Origin of the sequence: Streptomyces sp. NPDC006339, assembly GCF_040612775.1 — a bacterium.
Taxonomy (GTDB): domain Bacteria; phylum Actinomycetota; class Actinomycetes; order Streptomycetales; family Streptomycetaceae; genus Streptomyces.
The window spans coordinates 114,873-136,958 of record NZ_JBEXQW010000009.1 but is presented as its reverse complement, the minus strand read 5'-3'; the positions used below and the strand labels follow the sequence as shown (position 1 = coordinate 136,958).

Genomic DNA, 22,086 nt, shown 5'->3' with positions numbered 1-22,086 from the left:
AGCGGGGCGGGGGCGACGTGACGGACGGGGCGGGGGATCGGTCCGAAACCCTTGTCACGCACGGTGGCCCGCCCTTACCGTGGGCGACTGCCGATGCGTTCGAGGGGGGCCGGCCCATGGCCGTACGAGGGACACGCGGGAAGCACCGCAGGTATCAGCCGAGCCGGATCAACCGTGCTTCGCTCACCGTCACCGCCGGCGGCGCCGGCATGGCCCTGCCGCTGATCGGCGCGGGCACGGCGCAGGCGGCCTCCCTGGACGTCTGGGAGAAGCTCGCGGCCTGCGAGTCCTCGTCCAACTGGCAGATCAACACCGGCAACGGCTACTTCGGCGGTCTGCAGTTCAGCCAGGCCACCTGGGAGCGGTACGGCGGCACGCACTTCGCGCCGCGCGCCGACCTCGCCTCCAAGGACCAGCAGATCGCCGTCGCCGAGCGCGTGCTCAAGGGCCAAGGGCCCGGCGCCTGGCCGGGCTGCGCCCCGCGCGCCGGACTCGAACGGGGCGGGGAACCCGCCGGGATCGCCCCGCAGACGGAGGGCGTCCGCCCCCTGACGAACGTCGCGTTACCCACCCAGCGGACCGCGTCCGCGAGCCCCACGACCGTGCCGACCGTCCGCGAGATGTACACGGTCACCCCCGGCGACTCCCTCTCGAAGATCGCCCGGGAGCAGCGGGTACTGGGCGGCTGGCCCCGCTTGTACGAGGCGAACCGCAAGGTGGTCGGCGCCGACCCCGACCTGATCCACCCCGGCCAGCGCCTCACCCTCCGCATGGCCGCGCCCGCCGCGACGCCCACCAAGCCGCCGTCGCAGGCGGGGCCGCAGCAGAAGCCGCAGTCCCAGCAGAAGCCGAAGACCCAGCCGAAGCAGACGGCCAAGCCGCAGACGCCGGCGAAGCCGCCCGCCACGGCGACCCCGAAGCCCCCGACGGCCAGGCCGGCGCCCACCCGCCCCGCCGCGCAGCCGGTCGGCCGCCCGACGCCGAGGCCGGTCACCCCCTCCACCAAGCCGTCCGCCAAGCCGTCCGCCAAGCCTTCCGCGAAGCCCCCGGCCAGGCCCGCGGCGCGCCCCGCCCCGAAGCCCGTCACCAAGCCCGCCCCCAGGCCCGCGCCGAAGCCCGCCAAGGCCCGCTTCACCTCGCCCGTCGCCGACTCCGACGTCGGCACCCGCTACCGCGTCCAGGGCTCCTCCTGGTCCAGCGGATACCACACGGGCGTCGACTTCCCGGTCCCCACCGGCACCTCCGTCCGGGCCGTGGCCACCGGAAGGGTCGTCTCCGCCGGATGGGGCGGGGCCTACGGCTACCAGGTCGTCATCCGTCACCAGGACGGGCGCTACAGCCAGTACGCCCACCTCTCCGCCCTCACCGTCCGCGAGGGACAGCGGGTCGACACCGGTCAGCGGATCGGCCGGTCAGGGTCGACCGGCAACAGTTCGGGACCGCACCTCCACTTCGAGGTGCGCACGGGTCCCGGGTACGGCTCCGACATCGACCCGATCGCCTACCTCCGGGCCCGTGGCGTGTCGATCTGACCCGGAGGGGGCATCACCCGACGGTGCGTCCCCCCGGGGCCGCGCCGGCCCTTCGCGAACCGGTCCCTCGTGCGCCGGCCGGTTGCGGGCCGACTCGGCGCCTGCCCGCCGATCGCCTGCCGGTCCGTCGCCCGCCGGACGGCCGGCCGCCAGCCGGTCGACGGTGAGCCGCACCAGGCCGCCCGCCGCCACCGCGCCGCAGATCAGCGCGGCCACGGCGCCGGCCGCCCCGTAGCGGAAGGACTCGCCGAACAGGGTCAGGCCGACCACCGCCGCGATCACCGGGTTCACCACCGTGACGGTGGCCAGCGGCGCGGCCAGCCCCGCGTCGCGGTACGCGGCCTGCGAGAGCAGCAGCCCGGCGACCGCGAACGCGGAGAGGACCAGCACACCGGTCGACTCCGCCAGCGGGGCGTCCGCCGTCCACTCCTCCGCCACCGTCTTCGTGAAGACCGAGGCCATGCCGAAGGACACTCCGGCCGCGGCGGCGAGGGCCATGCTGCGCAGCACCGCACGCCGCACCACATGCGCGAGCACGAACAGCAGCGCGACCGCGCCGAAGGTGGCGGCCGCCAGCACGTGCCCCGCGTCGTCGGACAGCGCCCGCGGCGCGTCGCCGGCCGTCAGGCTCAGCAGCCCGGCCAGACCGACGGTCGCCATGACCGCCCCCCGCCAGGCCGTGCGGCCGGTCCGGCGGCCCACGAGCAGCGCCGCCATCGGCAGCGCGAACACGATCGTGAGGGCGCCCAGCGGCTGCACCAGGCTGAGCGGCCCGTACGCGAGCGCCGCGACGTGCAGGGCCGCGCCGAGCCCGTTCAGCAGCACGGCGCCCCACCACGCCGGACGGCGCAGCGGGGCGTACTGGAGACCGGTGGCCGAGGCCGCGACCCGTTCCTGCACGATCGCCGCGGCCGCGTAGGCGACCGCGGAGACCAGCGAGAGCAGGACGGACAGCAGGAGGGGGCTCATACCTCCACGATCTCTCTTCCGGGCGTCCCCGTCGTCGTACCCGGGAACGCGGGCACGCGTACCGCGGAGGGAGTACGCGGCCGGCCCGTACGCCCAGCGGTGTACGGGCTCACGGGCCGGGCCCCCACAAGCCCGACCCCCGCAGGCCGGGACCCCGGCACGGTCAGGACGGGTGGAACGCGACCTTTCCGCTGTCCAGGTCGAAGCGGGCACCGACGACGGAAGCCCGGGAGAACACCCGGTCCCGGGCGAGCCGGCGCCGCACCCGGTCCACCTGGGCCCGGACCGTGTTCTCCACCCAGTCGCCCGGCAGTCCGCGGGTCGCCCGCGCGGCGGGGGTCAGCTCCTCGACCACCCGCGCCAGATGCCCCGCAACGGGCTCCCCGGTCCGTACGTGCTCCACGGCCGCCGCCGCGGCCCCGCAGCGCTCGTGGCCGAGCACCACGATCAGCCGGACCCCCAGCTCGTCCACGCCGAACTGGAGGGAGCCGAGCACCGCCTCGTCCAGGGCCTGGCCCGCGGACCGCACGGTCAGCAGGTCGCCGAGGCCCTGGTCGAAGACGAGCTCGGGCGGGACGCGCGAGTCTATGCAGCCGAGCACGATGGCGAAGGGGTGCTGGGCCACGGCGACGGACGCCCGCCACGCCGCGTCCTCGTGCGGGTGCCGCTGCCGGAGCGCGGTGTAGCGGGCGTTGCCCGCCCGCAGCTCGGCGAGCGCGGCGGCCGGGCCGAGGGGCCCGGCGGGCCGGCGCGGGGCGGGGACGGCGTGGGCGGCCGCAGCGGCCGGGGCGGCGGCGGTGGTCAGCGCGGCGAGGCCGAGCGCGAGCAGACCGCGGCGGCCGGGGGCGGACGGAGATGTCATGGCGTTCATGGCCCGAGCGTGGTCGGGCGGTGCCCGCCCGGCGGTAGGTTTGGTCGAGTCATGACCGGTTCCTGACCGGAAGTGTCCGTGTCCATGGGATGCGGCATACGAGCGCGCCGGGACGCCCCGGCCGCCGGCCGGGAAGGCCGGCCGGGACCCGTCGGCCACGGACGTCGGCCGGGACCCGTCACCGGCCACGAGGGCACGTACGGACGCCGTGGCGGCGACCGGAGCGAAGGGGGGCGCGGGGATGGATCTCGCCGGGGTGGATCCCGACGACAGCACGGCGATCGGCGGCTTCTTCGCCCTGCGCACCACGGCCCCCGACGGCGGCGGCGCCCATCAGCCCCTCGCCCGCCTCTACGCGGGTGCCGACGACGCCCCGCTGACCGCGCGCGTCGACCGGGTCGCCGCCCGGCTCGGCGCCCCCGAGCGGCGGGTCGGCGCCTCCGTCGCCCATCTCGGCCTGGCCGCCCGGCTGTGGTCCACCGCCCTCGGCCCCGCCGCCCTGCACGGCCGCTTCCCCGACCTGACGCCCGCCACCCTCCACTGGGACGGCGCCCTGACCTCGCCCGACGACCTGTGGTGGTCCGGCACCGGGACCCGCCCCGCCACCGTCGCCGAGCTGCGCGCCGCCGTCCACGAGGCCCACCTCGTGCCCCTGCACGCGGCCTTCGCCCGCGACGGCCGGATCTCCCCCCGCCTCCTCTGGGGCAACGCCGGCTCCGCGCTCGCCGGGGCGCTGCGCGAACTCGTCCGCTGGGCCCGGGCCCACGACCGCCCCGAGGCCGCCGAACGGGCCGCCGCGCTCGTCCACGGGCTCTTCGACCATCCCGACCTGGCCCGCACCGTCCGGGGCCCCGCGCTGCGCCGTACGAGCTGCTGTCTCTACTACCGCTGCCCCACCGGAGGACTGTGCGGCGACTGTGTGTTCGACCACCCGCCCCGAACGGGTTTGGAGCGGCGGCCTCCCGCTCCGTAAAGTTGCGGATTCGGGAGTACCGACGTAATGCAGGCGCGAGCGATCGAGGAACGACGAAGGCCATGACGGTGACTGAAGAGACCCAGGAGTACGGGCCGGGCATCGACCCCGAGCGCCTGGCCGTCTGCCTGAGCGTGCTCGACGAGCTCGACAAGCTGGAGGTCGACCACCCGGACGCGATCGCCGTCCGCCGCGCCACCGCCGGCATCTACCGGACGGTGAAGCAGCGCCGCCGTCAGGAGCGCCGGGCCGCGAAGACCGCCCACGACAAGGCGGTCACCGAGGCCACCGCGACCGGCTCCGCGCAGCGCATCGACGACGAGACCGAGGGACTGCTGCCCTCCTCCGTCACCGAGGAGGGCCGGATCGCCGGCATACTCCAGCGCCCCCGCTCCTGCTACGTCTGCAAGACGCGGTACGTCGAGGTCGACTACTTCTACCACCAGCTCTGCCAGAGGTGCGCCGCCGAGAACCGCACCCGGCGCGAGGCCCGTGCCGACCTCAGCGGCAAGCGGGCCCTGCTCACCGGCGGCCGGGCCAAGATCGGCATGTACATCGCCCTGCGGCTGCTCCGGGACGGCGCGCACACCACCATCACCACCCGCTTCCCCAAGGACGCCATCCGCCGCTTCAAGGCGATGGAGGACTCCGCGGACTGGATGCACCGCCTGGAGGTCGTCGGCATCGACCTGCGCGACCCCGCGCAGGCCGTGGCCCTCGCCGACCAGGTCGCAGAGGCCGGGCCGCTCGACATCCTCGTGAACAACGCGACCCAGACCGTGCGCCGGCTGCCCACCGCGTACGCCGCCCTGGTCGAGGGCGAGAACGCCCCGCTGCCCGCCGGCGAGCTGCCCGCCCACCACGTCATCGGCGCCTTCAACTCCGGCGCCGTCGGCGAGCTCGTCGGACCGGCCGGACTGCCGGCCGGCGTCAGCGGCCTCGACGCGCAGGAGGTCGCCGACCTCGCCCTGGTCGCCGGCAACGCCAGCGTCGCCCGGCACCTCGACGGCACCGCCATCGACGCGGGCGGCCTGGTGCCGGACGTCGTCGAGACCAACACCTGGGTGCAGACCATCGAACAGATCTCCCCGGTGGAGCTGCTCGAGACGCAGTTGTGCAACTACACGGCCCCGTTCATCCTCATCAGCAAGCTGCGCCCGGCGATGGCCGACGCCGCGGCGAAGGCGGCCAGCCGCCGCGCGTACGTCGTCAACGTCTCCGCGATGGAGGGCGTCTTCAGCCGCGGCTACAAGGGCGCGGGCCACCCGAACACCAACGCCGCCAAGGCCGCGATCAACATGGTGACGCGGACCAGCGCCCAGGAGATGTTCGAGACCGACGGCATCCTGATGACCTCCGTCGACACCGGCTGGATCACGGACGAGCGCCCGCACTTCGACAAGCTCCGCCTCGCCGAGGAGGGCTTCCACGCCCCGCTCGACCTGGTCGACGGCGCGGCGCGGGTCTACGACCCGATCGTGCGCGGCGAGCAGGGCGAGGACCTGTACGGCGTCTTCCTGAAGGACTACGCCCCCGCGAACTGGTGACCCCGCGGGCCCGGGACGGGCCCGGAAATGATCGATGATCGGGCGTCTGAGCTCGGCAAACGGGCCAACGTCACCCGATCGCGTCACACTTTTGTGCCCCATAGAGCGCTGACGCGCTCATCTGGTTAGTCTGAGGTCCACGGTCGGCCACCGGGGTTTCACCGAACCCTCACGGCCGGCCAGGGGACTGGCCTTCCGACCAAGGCCGCGGTCCCGCCCGCAGAACGGCGCCACCGCGACCGAACGGCCTCTCGTCCCCCATTGGTACGCGACACAAAGGAGTGCGCGGTGACACCAGAACTGACCAAGCAGGAGCAGCCTCCGGCCGAACCGACCGAGCGTCCACGCCGGTCCGGAGAGCTCGGCAGCCTCGAAGTGTGGGCCCGCTCGGCCCCCATCCGGCTCGCCGGCTACGAGGACGACCTCGCCGAGCCCCACATCCTGCCCGGCATCGACTGAGCCGCGACTGCCGCGCTTCCCGTGCCCCCGGCCGATCCCTCGGCCGGGGGCACGGGTGTGTCGAGGGTCCGGCGGGGCCGTCGGTCAGTCCCGCAGCCGGACCGGCGGCATGTACTCCCGCAGCAGCGTGCGGTGCCACCAGGCCCCGGTCGACCGCAGTTCGCGCCAGGTGGTGAAGCGGTAGCGGTAGAGCCGCGCCCGGATGTGGGTCGGCGGGGCGTCCGGGAACGGGTTGTGGCCGAGCAGTCGCAGGGTGGCGCGGTCGCCGGCGAGGAGCCGCTCGACGAACGGGCCGAACCAGTCGCGGGCGTAGGCGGGGGAGAGCGCCGCGAACCACATCAGCCAGTCGAGTCGCAGGTGGTACGGCGCGAACTGGCGGGGCAGCCGGCGGGGATCGCCCGGCTTGCCCTTGAAGCCGTACTCCCTCCACTCGGTGCCCGGGCGCGGATCCGGGTCGTCCGTGCCCTCGATCACGATCTCGTCGCGCACCCGGCCGACCGTGCCGAAGGCGCCGTAGGTGTTGACCAGGTGCAGCGGGTCGTAGGAGCGGTTCATCGCCTGCCGCCGGGAGAGCAGGTTGCGGGCCGGCCGGTAGCTGCGGAAGAGGATCAGGGCGGTGGCGGCGCAGACGACGACCACGTACCAGAGCGGCGCCTCGGGCTGGGGGTGGTCGCCGACGAGGAGCGAGCCGTCGACGACCGAGAGGGCGAGCACGATGGTGAGCCAGTTCAGCCAGGCGAAGTTGCCGGAGAGGACCAGCCAGAGCTGGGTCACCACCATCAGTCCCGCCGCGGCCGTCGCCACCGGCTGCGGGGCGAAGAGCAGGACGGGCACGCCGAGCTGCACCACGTGGTTGGCGGCGCACTCGACCTTGTGCAGCGGTCCGGGCAGGTGGTGGAAGAACCAGCTCAGCGGGCCGGGCATCGGCTGGGTCTCGTGATGGTGGTGGAGGCAGGTCAGGTCGCGCCAGCAGCGGTCGCCGCGGATCTTGATGAGCCCGGCGCCGAACTCCACCCGGAACAGCAGCCAGCGCAGCAGGAACAGCACGAGCACGGGCGGGCCCGTGTCGTCGTTGCCGAGCAGGACGGCGAGGAAACCGGTCTCCAGGAGCAGCGACTCCCAGCCGAAGGAGTACCAGGTCTGCCCCACGTTCACGATCGACAGGTACATCGCCCAGATCAGCAGCCACAGCAGCATCGACACGGGCAGCGGCACCGCGTCGCCCGCCCCCGCCATCAGCGCCAGGGCGAGGGCGGCCCCGCTCCACGCGACCGTGGCGAAGAGCCGGTCGGAATAGCGCCACTGGAACAGGCTGGGCGCGCGCCGGGCCGGGACGGCGCGCACGAAGTCCGGCACCGGCAGCATGCCGCGCTCGCCGATCAGGGCCCGGAACTGGAGGCCGGCCGAGACGAACGCGACCAGGTACAGACTGGCGAGCCCGCGCTGGAAGACGATCCGGCTCAGCCAGTAGTCGGGGGCGGTGAACCACTCCATGACGTCCGCGTGCGGCGCGGGGCGTCAGCGCTTCTCGTCGTCCGCCGTGCGCTCACCCTCCGCCTGGGACGGGGTCGTGCGGGTCACCATCGGATGCAGGTGCGCCTTCTGCTGCGCGTCCATGTCCTCGTCGAGGCGCTCTCCCTCGGCCTGCGAGGGGCTGGTGTACTCGTCGTACTGGCTCATGGCCGCCTCCTTCACGGAGTACGCGGGAGTACAGAAGGAGCGTAACGCGTCCCGCGCTCCGCGACGAGGGCGGCCAGGGTGCGGCCCAGGCGACGGGCGTAGGCGTGCTGGAGGGCGCGGACGACCGGTCCGCCGAGCCGGGTGTACCAGACGGCGGCGCGGCTGAACGCGGTGATCGTGAACCACACCGTGCCGTCCTCGTGCAGGTCGACCACGAAGGACTCCTCGCCGCGTTCCGGGTGCCCGGCCCGGGTTCCGTAGGCGAAACCGGTGCTGCGGTCGGTGTACGCGGTCCAGACGACCTGGCAGGGGGCCGTGAACCGGACCGGCCCGAGGCCCATCGAGACCTCCAGGGTGGCCCCGGGCTCGGCGCGCTCCGCCGCGCTGTCCACCCGGGCGCCGGACGCGCGGTGCATCGCCCAGGTGGTGACGGCGGCTCCGGCGGCCGCGAAGTCCCGCCGCCCGTGGCCGACCCGGACGGTGTGGTGCAGGTGGTGGTAGCCGGCGGGCAGCGGGCCGGTGCGAGTGGCGCCGACCTCGGGGTAGTGCGGCCCGGCGGTCCTGCCGGTGCCGAGGGTGTCCGAGAGGCTGCGGACGAGTCGGGTCATGCCGGGAGCTCCGTTCGGTGGGCGGGGGAGGGGGCGGTGGTGGGAGTCGGGAGAGGGGTCACGGGAGCGGTGAGCGGGGTGGCGGACGCGTCGGCGGTACGGGTACGAAGAGGGCGCCGCGTACCCGTACCCGGCCGGGCGGCCCGCAGACGGCGCCAGGCGAGCAGCGAGCAGAGCGCGAAGCCGAGCGCGTTGCCCAGGCCGTGCGTGGCGGCCGTCCAGGTGAGGGTCGGGTGCGGAAGCCCGGTGGCCTCCCCGACCGCCCAGGCGAGCGCGAGCAGCATGGTGGCGACGAGGACGGCCGCCGACACCCCGAGCAGGGCGCGGGTGACCGGGTCGGGGGCGCTCGGCCGCAGCTCGCGCCAGGTGGTGAGGGCGACGGCCCACATGCCGGCGGTGAGGACGAGCGCCCCGGCCAGTTCGGCCCAGTCGTCGACGAAGTAGCCGAGCAGCACGAGCAGGGTGCCGAGCGGCACGCTGAGGGCGGCGAACCGGGACGCGGGGCCCTCGGCCGTACGGCAGACGAGGCCCGCGACCAGGGCGGCGGCGAAGCCCGCGAAGTGGAAGTGCGGCACGGTCAGGGCGAGGATGTCGAGCTCGAAGCCGAACAGCTCGTGGCCGGCGCGTTCGGCGACCAGGGCGACCCCCGCGACCGCCGGGCTGCCGAGGGCGGTGAGCACGGCCACCTCGGCCGGGGCCAGGGACCTGGTGAGCGCGAGGCGGACCGGGGCGTGCAGCGCGAGCGCCAGGGTGGCCAGGGCGTAACAGCCGGCCAGCGCGGCGGCGAGCGGGGAGCGGGGGAGCCAGAGGGAGACGGCGCCGGGGAGGGCGAGAAGCGGCCAGAGGCGGGCCAGGAGCCTGAGGCCGGCCGCCTGGGGGCCGTCGACGAGCCGGAGCCCGGCGGGGACCACGACGAGCATGCCCAGCATCACGATCGTTCCGACGAGCACCGACATGACACGCCCCTCTGTTGAACACGTTCAACGCCTTCGATGGTGAGCGTAGCCCCACCCTTGAACGCGTTCAAGGGTGGGGTCGGTGACAGGGCGGCGGCACGGCTGCGGGGCCGAACCGGATGGACGCGCCCCGATTGCGAGCCTCCGCGCCCTGCGGCAGACATGAAGGGACGACTCGGGGCGAACAGGCGGGAGACCCAGGTGCGCGACGCAATCCGACGACGGCCCACGCGGCCCGCGGCCGGCGCGATCACCGCGCTGGCCTCGGCCCTGCTGATCGCCGGCTGCTCCTCCTCCGAGCCCGGCGGACCGGGCGCGGAGCGGACCGCCGCCGCGGCCGCCGTCCGCGAGGTACTGCTCCTGCCCGCCGCCTCCCCGGGCCCCGCCCCCTTCACCCCCTCCACCACGCAGGAGGGCGCCCCGGTGAACCGGGGCGCCCCGCCCGCCACCGGCGTCGGGGACCCGGCACCGGCCGGCCGCCCGCTCACCGGCGCCACCCCCGGCCTCTACGGCGGCACCCGCTCCCTCGCCAGTTGCAACGTCGAGCAGCAGATCGCCTTCCTCACCGCCGACCAGGGCCGCGCCCGTGCCTTCGCCGAGGCCGCCGGCATCCCCGAGAGCAACCTCGCCGGCTGGCTGCGCGGCCTCACCCCCGTCCTACTGCGCGCCGACACCCGGGTCACCAACCACGGCTTCCGCGACGGCGGCCCCACCGCCTTCCAGTCCGTCCTCCAGGCCGGTACGGCCGTCCTCGTCGACCCGTACGGGACGCCCCGGGTCCGCTGCGGCTGCGGCAACCCGCTGCGCGCCCCGGCCGCCGCCCAGGGCGCCGCGCACGCCGGACAGCCCTGGCCCGGCTACCGACCCGACCGGGTCGTCGCCATCACCCCGACCACCACCGTCGTCACCCGCCTGGTGATCGCGAGCACCGCCGACAACACATGGATCGAGCGGAAGACCGGCACCGACGGCGACCAGGACCGCCGCCCGGACGTCCTGCCGCCCTGCGCCCCCGCCTCCTGCGACCTCGTCGGCGCACCGCCCGCCCCGCTGCCGGACGCCCCCGCCCCGCAGCCCCCCGCCACCCCCTCGGAGCCCTCGCAACCCTCGGAGCCGTCGGCGCCCGAGGCACCCGGCGTGCCCACCCCGGAAGCCCCCGCCACCCCCGACGCCCCCGCCACCCCGGACGACGGCGGCACCGCACCCGTCCCCGACGCCCCCGTCATGCCGGACGCCCCCGACGCGCCCGTGCCCGACGGGCCCCAGGAGTACCCGCCGCAGGAGCCGCCGCCCTCCTTCGAGGAGCTGTTCCCGGACGAGACCGCGCCGCAGCAGCCCGAGACCTTCGAGGGCTGAAGTGGCCGCCGTGGACGCGTTGTTGCCAAGCTGTTGCCGATCTTCACCGTGCGCGGCGGCGTGGCTGCGCCTAGCGTGGCCACCATGAACGCGGGCAGAGGGGGCGGGGAGGCGGCCGAGCGGTGCCGCTGCGCAGCGGGGACGGACGGACCGGCCTGCTGCTTCCTCCATGAGTTCGGCCGGGAATTCCGGATGGGCAGCTTCGACTGGGATCTGGCCACCGGCCGGATGATCATGGACGAGGGCGCCCTGAACGTCTTCGACATGGCACCCGGCGAGTACGACGGCGACCCCAGGACCCTCGGCTCGCGCGTCCTGTCCGACGAGAGCCGCCGCCTCGACGCCCTGGTCGCCCAGGCGCTCAAGGACGGCAGCGAACGCTACGGCGCCTACTTCCGGATCCGCACCCGCGCGGGCGTCCAGCGCTGGACGCACACCCAGGGCCTCGTCCGGCGGGACGAGGAGGGCCGCCCGGTCCGTATCGTCGGGGTCGTCCGCGACGCCTCCGAGGAGCTCACCGAGTCCGCCGCCCGCCTCGGCCTCGACGAGGGCCGCCGGCAGCGCACCAGCGTCGTCGAGGGCATGACGGCCGCCCTCGCGCACGCCCGGACCGTCCAGGACATCATCGACCTGCTCAACGACTCCCAGGGCCTGGAGCACTTCGGCGCCGCCAGTCTCGTCATGGGCCTCCTGGAGGCCGGGCGCATCCACCTCGTCGCCGAAGGGCCCGACGGCGCCTTCGTCCCCGGCACCCGCTTCACCCGCGTGGACGAGCCGTACCCGATGAGCGAGGTCGTCCGCACCCTGCGCCCCCGCTTCATCGAGTCCGCGGAGGACTTCGCCGCGTCCTACCCGATCCTGTGGCCCCACATCAGCGGACTCGGCATCACCTCCGCCGCCTACCTCCCGCTGATCGCCCAGGCCCGCCCCATCGGCGCCCTCGGCCTGCTCTACAGCGACCGCACCGGCTTCAGCGCCGACGAGCGCAACCTCCTCGTCGCCCTCGGCAGCTCCATCGCCCAGAGCCTCCAGCGCGCCATGCTGTACGAGCAGGAGCACGACCTCGCCGAGGGCCTCCAGCAGGCGATGCTGCCCCGCCGCATCCCCGACGTCCCCGGCACCCAGATAGCGGTCCGCTACCGCTCCGCCCGGCTCGGCCGCGACATCGGCGGCGACTGGTACGACATCATCCCGCTGCCCGGCGGCCGGGTCGGCGCCGTCATCGGGGACGTCCAGGGCCACGACACCCACGCCTCCGCCGTCATGGGCCAACTGCGGATCGTGCTGCGCGCCTACGCGGCCGAGGGCCACACGCCCGCCACCGTCATGGCCCGCGCCTCCGTCTTCCTCCACGAACTCGACACCGAGCGCTTCGCCACCTGCACGTACGCGGAGGCCGACCCGGCCACCGGCCTCGTCCAGATCGTGCGCGCCGGCCACGTCGACCCGCTCGTCCAGGACCCCGACGGCACCGCGCACCGGATCGCCGTCGAAGGCGGCCTCCCGCTCGGCCTCTCCGCCGAGTTCGGCCGGCTCGACTACCCGGTCACCACCGTCGAGCTCGACCCCGGGCACACCCTCCTGCTGTACACCGACGGCCTGGTCGAGAAGCCGGGCGCCGACCTCGACGAGGGCCTCCAGTGGCTGTCCTCGCTGGTCAAACGGGGCCCACGGGACCTCGCCCAGCTCGCCGACCACCTCTGCGACGTCGTCGACGAACGCGGCGGAGAGGACGACGTCGCCGTCCTGCTGCTGCGCCGCGAGGGCGTCCACCCGCCGCAGGCCGGCGGCCGCCTCCAGCAGCACGTGGGCCAGAACGACCCCGAGGCGCTCCGCTCCGCCCGCCACATGATCCGGGCCGCCGTACGGGCCTGGGGCGCGGGCAGCCGCTCGGACGAGATCGAGCTGGTCGCCGACGAGCTGACCACCAACGCCCTGATGCACACCGACGGCGGCGCCATCGTGACCCTCCGCATGCTGGCGGGCCCCGACCGCCGCCTCCGCGTCGAGGTCGAGGACCGCTCCAGCGCCCTCCCCCGCCGCCGCGAAGCGGGCGACTCGGGCGTCTCCGGCCGCGGCCTGCTGCTCGTGGACCGCATCTCCGACGTGTGGGGCGTGGAGCCGCGCGGCAGCGGCAAATGCGTCTGGTGCGAGTTCACGACGGAACCCCCGGGCCCCTGAGGACCGGGCCCCACCGGCCGTCTCTCCGCCGACCGGGCAGCGACCCGCCGACGGCACGGCCCTCTAGCCCGTGAACCGCTGGACCTGCTCCGCCCGTCACGGCCCCCGCCGGCCCGGCTCGCCGACCCGCCCTCCGCCGCGCGCTCGTCGCGCCCGTGCGGCAGGCTGTTGGCATGCCCGAGTTGCCCGAGGTGGAAGCCCTCCGCGTGTTTCTGGACGAGCAGCTCGTGGGCAAGGAGATCGCCCACGTGCTGCCCGTCGCGATCAGCGTGCTCAAGACGTACGACCCGCCGCCGAGCGCGCTCGACGGGGAGCGGGTCACCGCTGTGCGCCGGCACGGGAAGTTCCTCGACATCGAGGCGGGCGGGCTGCATCTGCTCGTGCACCTCGCCCGGGCCGGGTGGCTGCGGTGGCAGGACGTGCTGCCCTCCGGGCCGCCGCGGCCCGGCAAGGGGCCGCTGGCGCTGCGGGTCGCGCTCACCGGCGGCGACGGCTTCGACCTCACCGAGGCCGGCACCACCAAACGCCTCGCCGTCCACCTCGTCCGGGACCCCGCCGACGTCCCCGGCGTCGCCCGGCTCGGACCCGACCCGCTCGCCGACGACTTCGACCTCGCCGCCTTCACCGCCCTCCTCGCCGGAGAACGGCGCCAGATCAAAGGCGCGCTGCGCGACCAGAGCCTCATCGCCGGCATCGGCAACGCCTACAGCGACGAGATCCTGCACGCCGCGAAGATGTCGCCGTTCAAGCCCACCCAGAACCTCACCGACGAGGAGACCGCCACCCTCTACACGGCCCTGCGCACCACCCTCGCGGACGCCGTCGAACGCTCCCAGGGCCTCGCCGCCGGCCGCCTCAAGGCCGAGAAGAAGAGCGGCCTCAGGGTGCACGGCCGCACCGGAGAGCCCTGCCCGGTGTGCGGCGACACCATCCGCGAGGTCTCCTTCAGCGACTCGTCCCTCCAGTACTGCCCCACCTGCCAGACCGGCGGCAAACCGCTCGCCGACCGTCGTCTGTCCAGGCTGCTCAAATAGTCTCCCGCCCATAGGCGCACCGCCGCGCATAGACTCCCGCGCATGCTGCGCGTACTGGCCGTCGACGACGAGGCGCCGGCCCTCGGGGAACTGCTCTACCTGCTCCGGGCCGACCCACGGGTGCGCAGCGCCGAGGGCGCCGGAGACGCCACCGAGGCGCTGCGCAGGATCGGCCGCGCCCTGGAGGCCGGAGCCGACGGCGACGAGGGCATCGACGTCGTCTTCCTCGACATCCACATGCCCGGACTCGGCGGGCTCGACCTGGCCCGCCTGCTCGGCGGCTTCGCCCGGCCGCCGCTCATCGTGTTCGTCACCGCCCACGAGGGCTTCGCCGTCCAGGCGTTCGACCTGGAGGCCGTCGACTACGTCCTCAAGCCCGTGCGCCGCGAACGCCTCGCCGAGGCCGTGCGCCGCGCCCACGACCTCGTCCACGTCCAGGCCCACGCACAGGTACACCCCACGGCCGCCCACCCCGCGCCCGCACCCGCGCCCGCGCCCCCCGAGCAGATCGCGGTCGAGCTCGGCGGCGTCACCCGCTTCGTGTCCGTCGACGACATCGCGTACGTGGAGGCGCACGGCGACTACGCCCGCCTGCACACCGACCACGGCAGCCACCTCGTCCGCATCCCGCTCTCCACCCTCGAGGAACGCTGGGCTGCCCGCGGCTTCGTCCGCATCCACCGCAGCCACCTCGTCGCCCTGGCCCGCATCGACGAGCTCCGCCTCGACGGCGGCACGACCACCGTCCGCGTCGGCCACGCCGAGCTCGCCGTGTCCCGCCGCCACGCCCGCCAGCTCCGCGACCTGCTCCTCCGCCGCGCCGGCGCCTGACCGGCGACCGAGCCGCGGCGCCCCTACCGGGCCCGCACCCCTTCCGCGTACACTCCACGGGCCCACCGGACCGTGAGAGAGCGGACGCCCATGTCCGAGGACCCCCAGCGCCGACCGCGGCGCGAGACCGTCACGTACGCGACGGCCCTCGCCGGCGGCCCCGTGCCCCGGCCGCGGCCCCACCACGCGCCCGCCCGCTCCGAGATCAGCGAGCAGACCACCCTCGGCCACACCTACGTCCGCTCCCTGATGCGCAGCCAGCTCCGGGCCGCCCTCACCGGCCTCGGCGCCCTCGCCCTGCTCGTCGGCTCCCTGCCGCTGCTGCTCGCCCTGCCCGCGCCCGAGGCCGTCGTCTGGGCCGTGCTCGGCGTCGGCGTCCACCCGGTCGTCTGGGCCGTCGCCCACTGGTACGTGCGCCGCGCCGAACGCAACGAACGCGACTTCACCGGCCTCGTCGAACGGTGACCGGCCGCACCGGGGGCCCGGCCCGATGAACCAGACCCACGCGATCGCCGCCGTCACCGCCGTCGTGCTCGCCACCGTCCTCATCGGCGGTCTCGGCCTGCGGATCTCCCGCACCACCTCCGACTTCTACGTGGCCTCCCGCACCGTCGGCCCCCGCCTCAACGCGGCCGCCATCAGCGGCGAATACCTCTCCGCCGCCTCCTTCCTCGGCATCGCCGGGCTCGTCCTCGTCCAGGGCCCCGACATGCTCTGGTACCCGGTCGGCTACACCGCCGGCTACCTCGTCCTGCTGCTCCTCGTCGCCGCCCCGCTGCGCCGCTCCGGCGCGTACACGCTGTCCGACTTCGCCGAGGCCCGGCTCGGATCGGCGCGCGCCCGCCGCGTCGCCAGCCTCTTCGTCGTCGGCATCGGCTGGCTCTACCTGCTGCCCCAGCTCCAGGGCGCCGGGCTCACCCTGGAGATCCTCACCGGCGCCCCGGACTGGGTCGGCGGACTGCTCGTCGCCCTCGTCGTCACCGGCATCGTCGCCGCCGGCGGCATGCGCAGCATCACCTTCGTCCAGGCATTCCAGTACTGGCTGAAACTGACCGCCCTCCTCGTCCCGGCGCTCTTCCTGGTCGCCGCCTGGTACGGCGACGGCGCCCCGCGCGCCCGCTTCGACGCCCCCGCCGTCTTCCGCGACCACACCTCCGTCCGGGTCGCCGAGACGGTACGGATCGAGGTCGACGCCCCCCTGACGCTGACCGTCACCGGACGCGTCGACGACCGGGCGTACGCGCACGCAGGCGTCACCCTCGCCCCGGGCACCCACCGCGTCGAGGGCGGCACCGAACTCGCCTTCCCCGCCGGCGCGCCCGTCCCCGAGCGGTCCGCCACCGGCGCCGACCCGCTCGGCTGGTCCCAGCCCCTGGCCGGCGGCCGCGACGGCCACCAGTTGTACGCCACGTACGGGCTGATCCTCGCCACCTTCCTCGGCACCATGGGCCTGCCGCACGTCGCCGTCCGCTTCTACACCAGCCCGCACGGCCGGGCGGCCCGCCGCACCACGCTCGTCGTGCTCGGCCTCGTCGGCGTCTTCTACCTGCTGCCGCCGCTCTACGGCGCGCTCGGCCGGATCTACACCCCCGAACTCGCCCTGACGGGGGCCGCCGACGCCGCCGTGCTCGTCCTGCCGGAACGGATGCTCGCCGGTGTCCTCGGCGACCTGCTGGGCGCGCTCCTCGCGGGCGGCGCCTTCGCCGCCTTCCTGTCGACCGCCTCGGGGCTGACCATGTCGGTCGCCGGCGTCCTCGCCCAGGACGTGCTGCCCTCCCGGGGCGCCCGGCACTTCCGGCTCGACTTCCGGCTCGCGAGCCTGCTCGCCACCGCCGTGCCGCTGAGCGCCGGACTCGTCGCCTCCGAGGTGCCGGTCGCCGACGCCGTCGGCCTGGCCTTCGCCGTGTCCGCCTCCTCGTTCTGCCCGCTGCTCGTCCTCGGCATCTGGTGGCGGCGGCTCACCCCGCCGGGCGCCGTCGCCGGACTCCTGCTGGGCGGCGGCTCGGCGCTCGCCGCCGTCATGGCGACCCGGGCCGGGCTGCCGCCGGAGGGCTGGCCGCACACCCTGCTGGCCTGGCCGGCCGTCTGGTCGGTCCCGCTCGGCTTCCTCAGCATGATCCTCGTGTCCCTCGCGACCCCGCGCAGCATCCCGGCCGGGACGCCGGCGATCCTGGCCCGTCTGCACCTGCCCGAGGAGATCGCCGGCAAGGCGCTCCCCGTCGGCGGTGAGCGGTGACCGGCATCGAACTGGCCGCCGCGGGCGCCGTCGGGGCGGTGCTCCTCGCCGCCGGCTTCGTCCTCGGCCACCTCGCCGCCCGCCGCGGACGCCCCTCCGCGGAACTCGACCTCGGCACCCCCGTCGAACGGGCCACCTTCCACACCCTGCACACCGCCTCGCTCGCCGCGCCGCCGCTGCGCGCCGGCCTCACCGAGGACACCGCGCGCAAGGCCGCGGGCCGGCTGCGTTCGCTGCTCGGCACCGAGGCGCTGTGCCTGACCGACCGGGGCGCGGTCCTCGCCTGGGACGGGCCCGGCGAGGCACACCACCGCGAACGGGCCATGCGCCTGGTCGCCGAGACCCTCGCCTCGGGGCGCGGCCGGTCCGCCCGCACCGGCTGCGACGACGACTGCGCCGACCCCGAGTGCCCGCTGCGCTGGGCGGTGGTCGCCCCGCTCACCGGCGAGGACGGGGTGCTGGGCGCGCTCGTCGCGTACGGCTCACGGGAGTCGGCGGTCCTGGTGCGGGCGGCGACGGAGGTGGCCCGCTGGGTCTCCGTCCAGCTCGAACTGGCCGAGCTCGACCGGTCCCGCACCCGGATCGTCGAGGCCGAGATCCGCGCCCTGCGCGCCCAGATCTCCCCGCACTTCATCTTCAACTCCCTCGCCGCCATCGCCTCGTTCGTCCGCACCGACCCCGAGCGGGCCCGCGAACTGCTCCTGGAGTTCGCCGATTTCACCCGCTACTCGTTCCGCCGGCACGGTGACTTCGCCCAGCTCGCCGACGAACTGCGGGCCATCGAGCAGTACCTGGCCCTTGCCGGGGCCCGGTTCGGCGACCGGCTGAAGGTGACCCTGCGGATCGCCCCCGAGGTGCTCCCGGTGACTCTGCCCTTCCTGTGCCTCCAGCCGCTGGTGGAGAACGCGGTCAAGCACGGCCTGGAGGACTCGGCCGAGGGCTGCCGGGTGGTGATCGCGGCCCGTGACGCGGGCGCCGAGGCCGTCGTCACCATCGAGGACGACGGGGTCGGCATGGACCCCGAGGCGCTCCGCGCGATCCTGCGCGGCGAGCGGGCCCCGTCCTCGGGCCTCGGCCTGTCCAATGTCGACGAGCGGCTGCGGCAGGTGTACGGGCCGGAGCACGGTCTCGTCATCGAGACCGGGATCGGCGCGGGCATGAAGGTGACGGTACGGATCCCCAAGTACCGCCCCGGGGTGCACCCGACGGCCTGACCGCGCGGCCCGCACGCGTCCGGCGGGCCGGCACGGTCCGGCCGGTCAGCACAGGTGCAGGGCGAGATGGCCCAGGGCAACGCCGACCTGCCAGGCGGGCAGCCACACCTGCCGCTCCTCGTCGACGCTGCCGAGCCCGGTGAGCCCGGCCAGGTCTGCGGCCCGCAGCTCCGTCGCCCGCAGCCGCCGCCAGGTGTCCCGGGCCAGGGCGGCGTCGGGCCCGTCCGGCGGCGCCTCGTCGAGCCGGGCGGTGACCCAGGCGGACCAGGGGTGGTCGTGCGCGGTCCGGCGCAGCCAGGTGCCGGTCCCGGCGCCGGAGAGCAGGATCGTGAGGGCGAGGGTCTGCACCCCGGCCCGGAACTCCAGCGAACCGGGGCCCGCGAGCCCGCTGGTCCGCATCACATCGTCGGCGACGTATTCGGCGCACAGCCAGTCCATGGGGACGGCGAGTCCGCCTCCGCCGGCGCCGTTCGTGCTTTCGGGCAGCACCGTTTCCACCTCTCCCGGACGTCCTGGACGAGACCCCGGGGACGAGCCTCCTCCGAGAAGGGCGTGCGCGGGGCGCATTCGCTCAACTCGCCCGGGTGGATTCGGACACGGGCCGCCCCCGGATCGATGCAGGTGGGAGCCGTGTGACGAACGGTAACTCCAGGGGCGCGCGGGGCCGGTCCGACCGGGAAGCGGGCCGGGGACATGGGGCCGGTTCAGCCCAGGAGCGCGTACACCGCCGTGGCGTGCGCGGCGGTCTCCTCGGTGCCCTCGGCGGTCATCGTGATGTCCGCGAAGGCCATCCGCTTCCCCGCCTTGGTCAGCCGCGCCCGCACCAGGACGTCCGTGCCGACCACCGCGCGCTGGAAGCTGATCGACTGCTGGACCGTGGTCATCGGGACGAAGCCGCCGCGGGCGGCGGCCACCGCGATCACCGTCGCCGTGTCGGCCGCGGCCATCAGCGCCTGGCCGGAGAGCCCGCCGCCCTCCCGGGCGAGCCGGTCGGACCAGGGCAGCCTGAGGACGGCCTCGTGGCCGTCGACGGAGTCCACGGAGAGCCCCAGGTCGAGCACCCAGGGGGCGAAGTTGTCGGAGAGGACCTTTTCGGCGGCGGCGAGAGTCAGCGTCACGACGGTCATTGTGGGGTCGCGGCGGTGTGCCGGGCAACGGCCGCGCGGCGCGGCGGCCGGTAGCCGGGGAGCCGGTGGCCGAGCTGGCGCAGGGCGTAGTGCGAGCGGGACTTGACGGTGCCGGCCGGGATGCCGAGGTCGGCGGCGGCCTCGTTGACGGTCAGTCCGTGGAAGTAGAGCCGGACCAGGACCGCGCGGTGCTCGGGGCTGAGGCCGCGGACCGCCGCCCGGACGTCGAGTGCCGCGTCGCGTGACTCGGTGGTGTCGGCCGGGGAGGCGGTGAGGGCGAGCATCCCGTCGCCGATCTCGGTGGGCCGGGAGAGCCGGGCGCGGCGCGCGTCGATGGCGAGCCGCCGGGCCACCGTGAACAGCCAGGGCCGCATCGACTCGTACGGGGAGTCGAACGCCTCGGGATGCAGCCAGGCCCGGACCAGGGTCTCCTGCGCCAGGTCCTCGGCGCGCTGCCGGTCGCCGTGGGTGAGGCCGAGGAGGAAGGCGAGCAGGGCCTGGCCGTGCTCGCGCTGGAGTTCCCTCAGGGCCCGCTCGTCGGTGGTCGCCGTCGGCCTCGGTGCCGTCACTGCCGTTCTCATGACGCCGTATACGAACGCATTTGGGCGCCGGGGGACAGGGAACGGACGGATGTCTGCGACGAACGGTCGCATCGAGCGGTGAACGGTTCGGCGAGCGGTCACGGCACCGGTGGCCGGAATCCTTGCGTCCGATTCAGCGGGTTTTGCCCTGCTCTGCGGCAATGACCCTTGACTGGGGCTTTCGCCCGCTGTGAATTCACATGAACAGATGTTCATCCCATGAATCAGCGGAGTTCGGCAGATGACCCCACGCACCAGACCCGGCGCGGCGGCCCTCGCCGCCGTCCTGCTCGCCGCGGCCACCGGCTGCGCCGCCGCGGACCGTACGGCCCCCGCCCCGGCGGCCCCGAGCAAGGCGCCGCACCGCCCCGCCGCACCCGGGGGAGCGTCCGCGCCGGCCCCCTTCACCCTGGTCGCCTCCGGCGACGTCCTCCCGCACGACTCGATCATCCGCCAGGCCGCCGCCGACGCCGGTGGCGCGGGCTACGACTTCCGCCCCATGCTCTCCGGCGTCAAGCCCGTCGTCTCCGGCGCCGACCTGGCGATCTGCCACATGGAGACCGTCTACGGCAAGCCGGGCGGCCCCTACACCGGCTACCCCGCCTTCAAGTCGCCGCCCGAGATCGCCCAGGCGCTCAAGGAGACCGGCTACGACTCCTGCTCCACCGCCTCCAACCACACCCTGGACGACGGGGCCGCCGGACTGCGCCGCACCCTCGACGCCCTCGACGAGGCCGGCGTCCGGCACGCCGGCTCCGCCCGTACCGCCGAGGAGGCCGCCCGGCCCATTCTGCTCGAGGCGGGCGGCGCCACCGTCGCCCAGCTCGCCTACACCTACGGCACCAACGGCTATCCGCTGCCCGAGGGGCAGCCCTGGGCCGTCAACCTCATCGACGAGCAGAAGATCGTCGCCGACGCGCGGGCCGCCCGCAGGGCCGGCGCGGACGTGGTGGTCGTCTCCCTCCACTGGGGCACCGAGTGGCAGACCGCCCCCGACGAGCGCCAGCTCACCCTCGGCCGGTCCCTCACCGCCTCGCGCACCGGCGGCCGCCCCGACATCGACCTCGTCCTCGGCACCCACGCCCACGTCCCGCAGGCGTACGAGAAGGTCAACGGCACCTGGATCGTCTACGGCATGGGCGACCAGATCGCCGGGGACATGATCAACTACGCGGGCTCCTACGACCCCCGCGGCAACCAGGGCACCCTGGCCCGCTTCACCTTCGGCCCGCCCTCCACCCGCGGCGGCCGGTGGGAGGTGACCCGGGCCGAATTCCTCCCGCAGTACTTCGACACCGCGCGCGGCCGCGTGGTGAACCTCAACGCCGCCATCAAGAAGGGCGAGAGCCGGTACACCGAGGTCCGCGACACCATCCGCCAGGTCGTCGAGGGCCGCGGCGCCGTCCAGGACGGACTGGTCATGGGGGAGTAGCCCCGCCCGCCTCCCGGGGGCCTACGGAACGACCGTCACCGGCCAGCGGCCCGCCTTGACCAGACGGACCGCGACCGAACCGACGAACCGGTGCCCGGCCGACTCCGAGGCCCCCACGACCACCGCGTCCGCCTTCAGCTCGTCGGCGGCCGAGACCAGACCCGCGTACGCGTCCCCGCGGAAGGTGTGGAACTCCCAGCGCACCCGCCAGACCTCCCGCACCTTCTCCGCGGCCTCCCGGATCTCGGCCACCAGACCCTCGGCGATCTCCTCCGTGGCCCCGGCCACCGGTGCGCCGAGCGCCGCGCCCGCGGCCATCACCGGCTGCACGTAGACGAGGGCGAGCAGCGCGTTCTGCCGCCGGGCGAGACCGGCCGCGTACGCCGCCGCGCGCAGGGACGAGCCCGAGCCGTCCACCCCGGCGACGATCACTTTCGGGCCGTCCGTACCCCGCTCGAAACCGCTCACCCTTCGAGGTTATCGGCTCATCAGGTGCTTT

General features: G+C 74.8%; 22 protein-coding genes. 12 read left to right on the top strand and 10 right to left on the bottom strand.

Features of this window, described 5'->3' with window-relative positions; translation table 11 throughout:
• The first annotated feature begins 116 nt into the window (after nucleotides 1–116).
• Nucleotides 117–1,532 (top strand): peptidoglycan DD-metalloendopeptidase family protein, encoded by a 1,416-nt coding sequence (locus tag ABZ135_RS09975; RefSeq protein ID WP_356693723.1) that lies wholly within the window; start codon nucleotides 117–119, stop codon nucleotides 1,530–1,532.
• Here the strand turns inward: ABZ135_RS09975 and ABZ135_RS09970 are convergent.
• Nucleotides 1,413–2,501 (bottom strand): DMT family transporter, encoded by a 1,089-nt coding sequence (locus ABZ135_RS09970; RefSeq protein WP_356693721.1) that lies wholly within the window; start codon nucleotides 2,499–2,501, stop codon nucleotides 1,413–1,415. The genes ABZ135_RS09975 and ABZ135_RS09970 overlap by 120 nt on opposite strands.
• A 163-nt stretch (nucleotides 2,502–2,664) precedes the next feature.
• Nucleotides 2,665–3,372 carry a carbonic anhydrase gene (locus tag ABZ135_RS09965; protein ID WP_356693719.1) on the bottom strand — a complete coding sequence of 236 codons (708 nt, stop codon included), beginning with the start codon at nucleotides 3,370–3,372 and terminating at the stop codon, nucleotides 2,665–2,667.
• Nucleotides 3,373–3,613: 241 nt separating this feature from the next.
• Here ABZ135_RS09965 and ABZ135_RS09960 point away from each other — a divergent pair, with 241 nt between their 5' ends.
• The 3 genes from ABZ135_RS09960 to ABZ135_RS09950 all read left to right on the top strand — a co-directional run bounded on the left by ABZ135_RS09960 (nucleotide 3,614) and on the right by ABZ135_RS09950 (nucleotide 6,351).
• Nucleotides 3,614–4,345 (top strand): IucA/IucC family C-terminal-domain containing protein, encoded by a 732-nt coding sequence (locus ABZ135_RS09960; protein WP_356693717.1) that lies wholly within the window; start codon nucleotides 3,614–3,616, stop codon nucleotides 4,343–4,345.
• Nucleotides 4,346–4,407: 62 nt separating this feature from the next.
• Nucleotides 4,408–5,892 (top strand): SDR family NAD(P)-dependent oxidoreductase, encoded by a 1,485-nt coding sequence (locus ABZ135_RS09955; RefSeq protein WP_356693715.1) that lies wholly within the window; start codon nucleotides 4,408–4,410, stop codon nucleotides 5,890–5,892.
• 288 nt (nucleotides 5,893–6,180) lie between these two features.
• Nucleotides 6,181–6,351: a hypothetical protein gene (locus ABZ135_RS09950; RefSeq protein WP_356693713.1), complete on the top strand. Its 171-nt coding sequence runs from the start codon at nucleotides 6,181–6,183 to the stop codon at nucleotides 6,349–6,351.
• Nucleotides 6,352–6,435: 84 nt separating this feature from the next.
• Here ABZ135_RS09950 and ABZ135_RS09945 read toward each other — a convergent pair whose 3' ends face one another.
• The 4 genes from ABZ135_RS09945 to ABZ135_RS09930 are packed head-to-tail and all read right to left on the bottom strand — an operon-like array spanning nucleotide 6,436 to nucleotide 9,595.
• The gene (locus ABZ135_RS09945) at nucleotides 6,436–7,845 is read right to left on the bottom strand and encodes a lipase maturation factor family protein (protein ID WP_356693711.1); all 1,410 of its coding nucleotides are present in this window, start codon (nucleotides 7,843–7,845) and stop codon (nucleotides 6,436–6,438) included.
• A 24-nt stretch (nucleotides 7,846–7,869) separates the two neighbouring features.
• Nucleotides 7,870–8,031 carry a hypothetical protein gene (locus ABZ135_RS09940; RefSeq protein ID WP_356693709.1) on the bottom strand — a complete coding sequence of 54 codons (162 nt, stop codon included), beginning with the start codon at nucleotides 8,029–8,031 and terminating at the stop codon, nucleotides 7,870–7,872.
• 11 nt (nucleotides 8,032–8,042) lie between these two features.
• Complete coding sequence (locus ABZ135_RS09935; RefSeq protein WP_356693707.1) at nucleotides 8,043–8,639, bottom strand: DUF1990 domain-containing protein; 597 nt, start codon at nucleotides 8,637–8,639, stop codon at nucleotides 8,043–8,045.
• The gene (locus tag ABZ135_RS09930) at nucleotides 8,636–9,595 is read right to left on the bottom strand and encodes a YndJ family protein (RefSeq protein WP_356693705.1); all 960 of its coding nucleotides are present in this window, start codon (nucleotides 9,593–9,595) and stop codon (nucleotides 8,636–8,638) included. The genes ABZ135_RS09935 and ABZ135_RS09930 overlap by 4 nt, the downstream gene beginning before the upstream one ends.
• Before the next feature lie 201 nt (nucleotides 9,596–9,796).
• Here ABZ135_RS09930 and ABZ135_RS09925 point away from each other — a divergent pair, with 201 nt between their 5' ends.
• From ABZ135_RS09925 to ABZ135_RS09895, 7 genes are all read left to right on the top strand, one after another.
• Nucleotides 9,797–10,951, top strand: a complete 1,155-nt coding sequence (locus ABZ135_RS09925) for a DUF6777 domain-containing protein (RefSeq protein ID WP_356693703.1) — start codon at nucleotides 9,797–9,799, stop codon at nucleotides 10,949–10,951.
• Nucleotides 10,952–11,035: 84 nt separating this feature from the next.
• On the top strand, nucleotides 11,036–13,132 hold the full coding sequence (locus ABZ135_RS09920) for a SpoIIE family protein phosphatase (protein ID WP_356693701.1): 2,097 nt from the start codon (nucleotides 11,036–11,038) through the stop codon (nucleotides 13,130–13,132).
• 173 nt (nucleotides 13,133–13,305) lie between these two features.
• The gene (locus tag ABZ135_RS09915) at nucleotides 13,306–14,166 is read left to right on the top strand and encodes a DNA-formamidopyrimidine glycosylase family protein (RefSeq protein ID WP_356693699.1); all 861 of its coding nucleotides are present in this window, start codon (nucleotides 13,306–13,308) and stop codon (nucleotides 14,164–14,166) included.
• 42 nt (nucleotides 14,167–14,208) lie between these two features.
• The gene (locus tag ABZ135_RS09910) at nucleotides 14,209–14,997 is read left to right on the top strand and encodes a LytTR family DNA-binding domain-containing protein (protein ID WP_356693697.1); all 789 of its coding nucleotides are present in this window, start codon (nucleotides 14,209–14,211) and stop codon (nucleotides 14,995–14,997) included.
• Nucleotides 14,998–15,087: 90 nt separating this feature from the next.
• Nucleotides 15,088–15,462 (top strand): hypothetical protein, encoded by a 375-nt coding sequence (locus ABZ135_RS09905; protein ID WP_356693695.1) that lies wholly within the window; start codon nucleotides 15,088–15,090, stop codon nucleotides 15,460–15,462.
• A gap of 25 nt (nucleotides 15,463–15,487) precedes the next feature.
• Nucleotides 15,488–17,233 (top strand): cation acetate symporter, encoded by a 1,746-nt coding sequence (locus ABZ135_RS09900; protein ID WP_356693693.1) that lies wholly within the window; start codon nucleotides 15,488–15,490, stop codon nucleotides 17,231–17,233.
• Complete coding sequence (locus ABZ135_RS09895; RefSeq protein WP_356693691.1) at nucleotides 17,230–18,447, top strand: histidine kinase; 1,218 nt, start codon at nucleotides 17,230–17,232, stop codon at nucleotides 18,445–18,447. The genes ABZ135_RS09900 and ABZ135_RS09895 overlap by 4 nt, the downstream gene beginning before the upstream one ends.
• Before the next feature lie 45 nt (nucleotides 18,448–18,492).
• On the opposite strand, the gene ABZ135_RS09890 is transcribed toward ABZ135_RS09895, so the two are convergent.
• The 3 genes from ABZ135_RS09890 to ABZ135_RS09880 form a co-directional block, all read right to left on the bottom strand.
• Nucleotides 18,493–18,885, bottom strand: a complete 393-nt coding sequence (locus ABZ135_RS09890) for a hypothetical protein (protein ID WP_356693827.1) — start codon at nucleotides 18,883–18,885, stop codon at nucleotides 18,493–18,495.
• 266 nt (nucleotides 18,886–19,151) lie between these two features.
• Nucleotides 19,152–19,565, bottom strand: coding sequence for a PaaI family thioesterase (locus ABZ135_RS09885; RefSeq protein WP_356693689.1), 414 nt, complete (start codon nucleotides 19,563–19,565; stop codon nucleotides 19,152–19,154).
• Nucleotides 19,566–19,570: 5 nt separating this feature from the next.
• The gene (locus ABZ135_RS09880) at nucleotides 19,571–20,143 is read right to left on the bottom strand and encodes a sigma-70 family RNA polymerase sigma factor (protein ID WP_356693687.1); all 573 of its coding nucleotides are present in this window, start codon (nucleotides 20,141–20,143) and stop codon (nucleotides 19,571–19,573) included.
• Between the two features lie 253 nt (nucleotides 20,144–20,396).
• Between ABZ135_RS09880 and ABZ135_RS09875 the strand changes: the two genes are divergently transcribed.
• Complete coding sequence (locus ABZ135_RS09875; protein WP_356693685.1) at nucleotides 20,397–21,587, top strand: CapA family protein; 1,191 nt, start codon at nucleotides 20,397–20,399, stop codon at nucleotides 21,585–21,587.
• Between the two features lie 21 nt (nucleotides 21,588–21,608).
• Here the strand turns inward: ABZ135_RS09875 and ABZ135_RS09870 are convergent, their stop codons facing one another.
• Nucleotides 21,609–22,055 (bottom strand): universal stress protein, encoded by a 447-nt coding sequence (locus tag ABZ135_RS09870; RefSeq protein WP_356693683.1) that lies wholly within the window; start codon nucleotides 22,053–22,055, stop codon nucleotides 21,609–21,611.
• Nucleotides 22,056–22,086 lie beyond the last annotated feature (31 nt).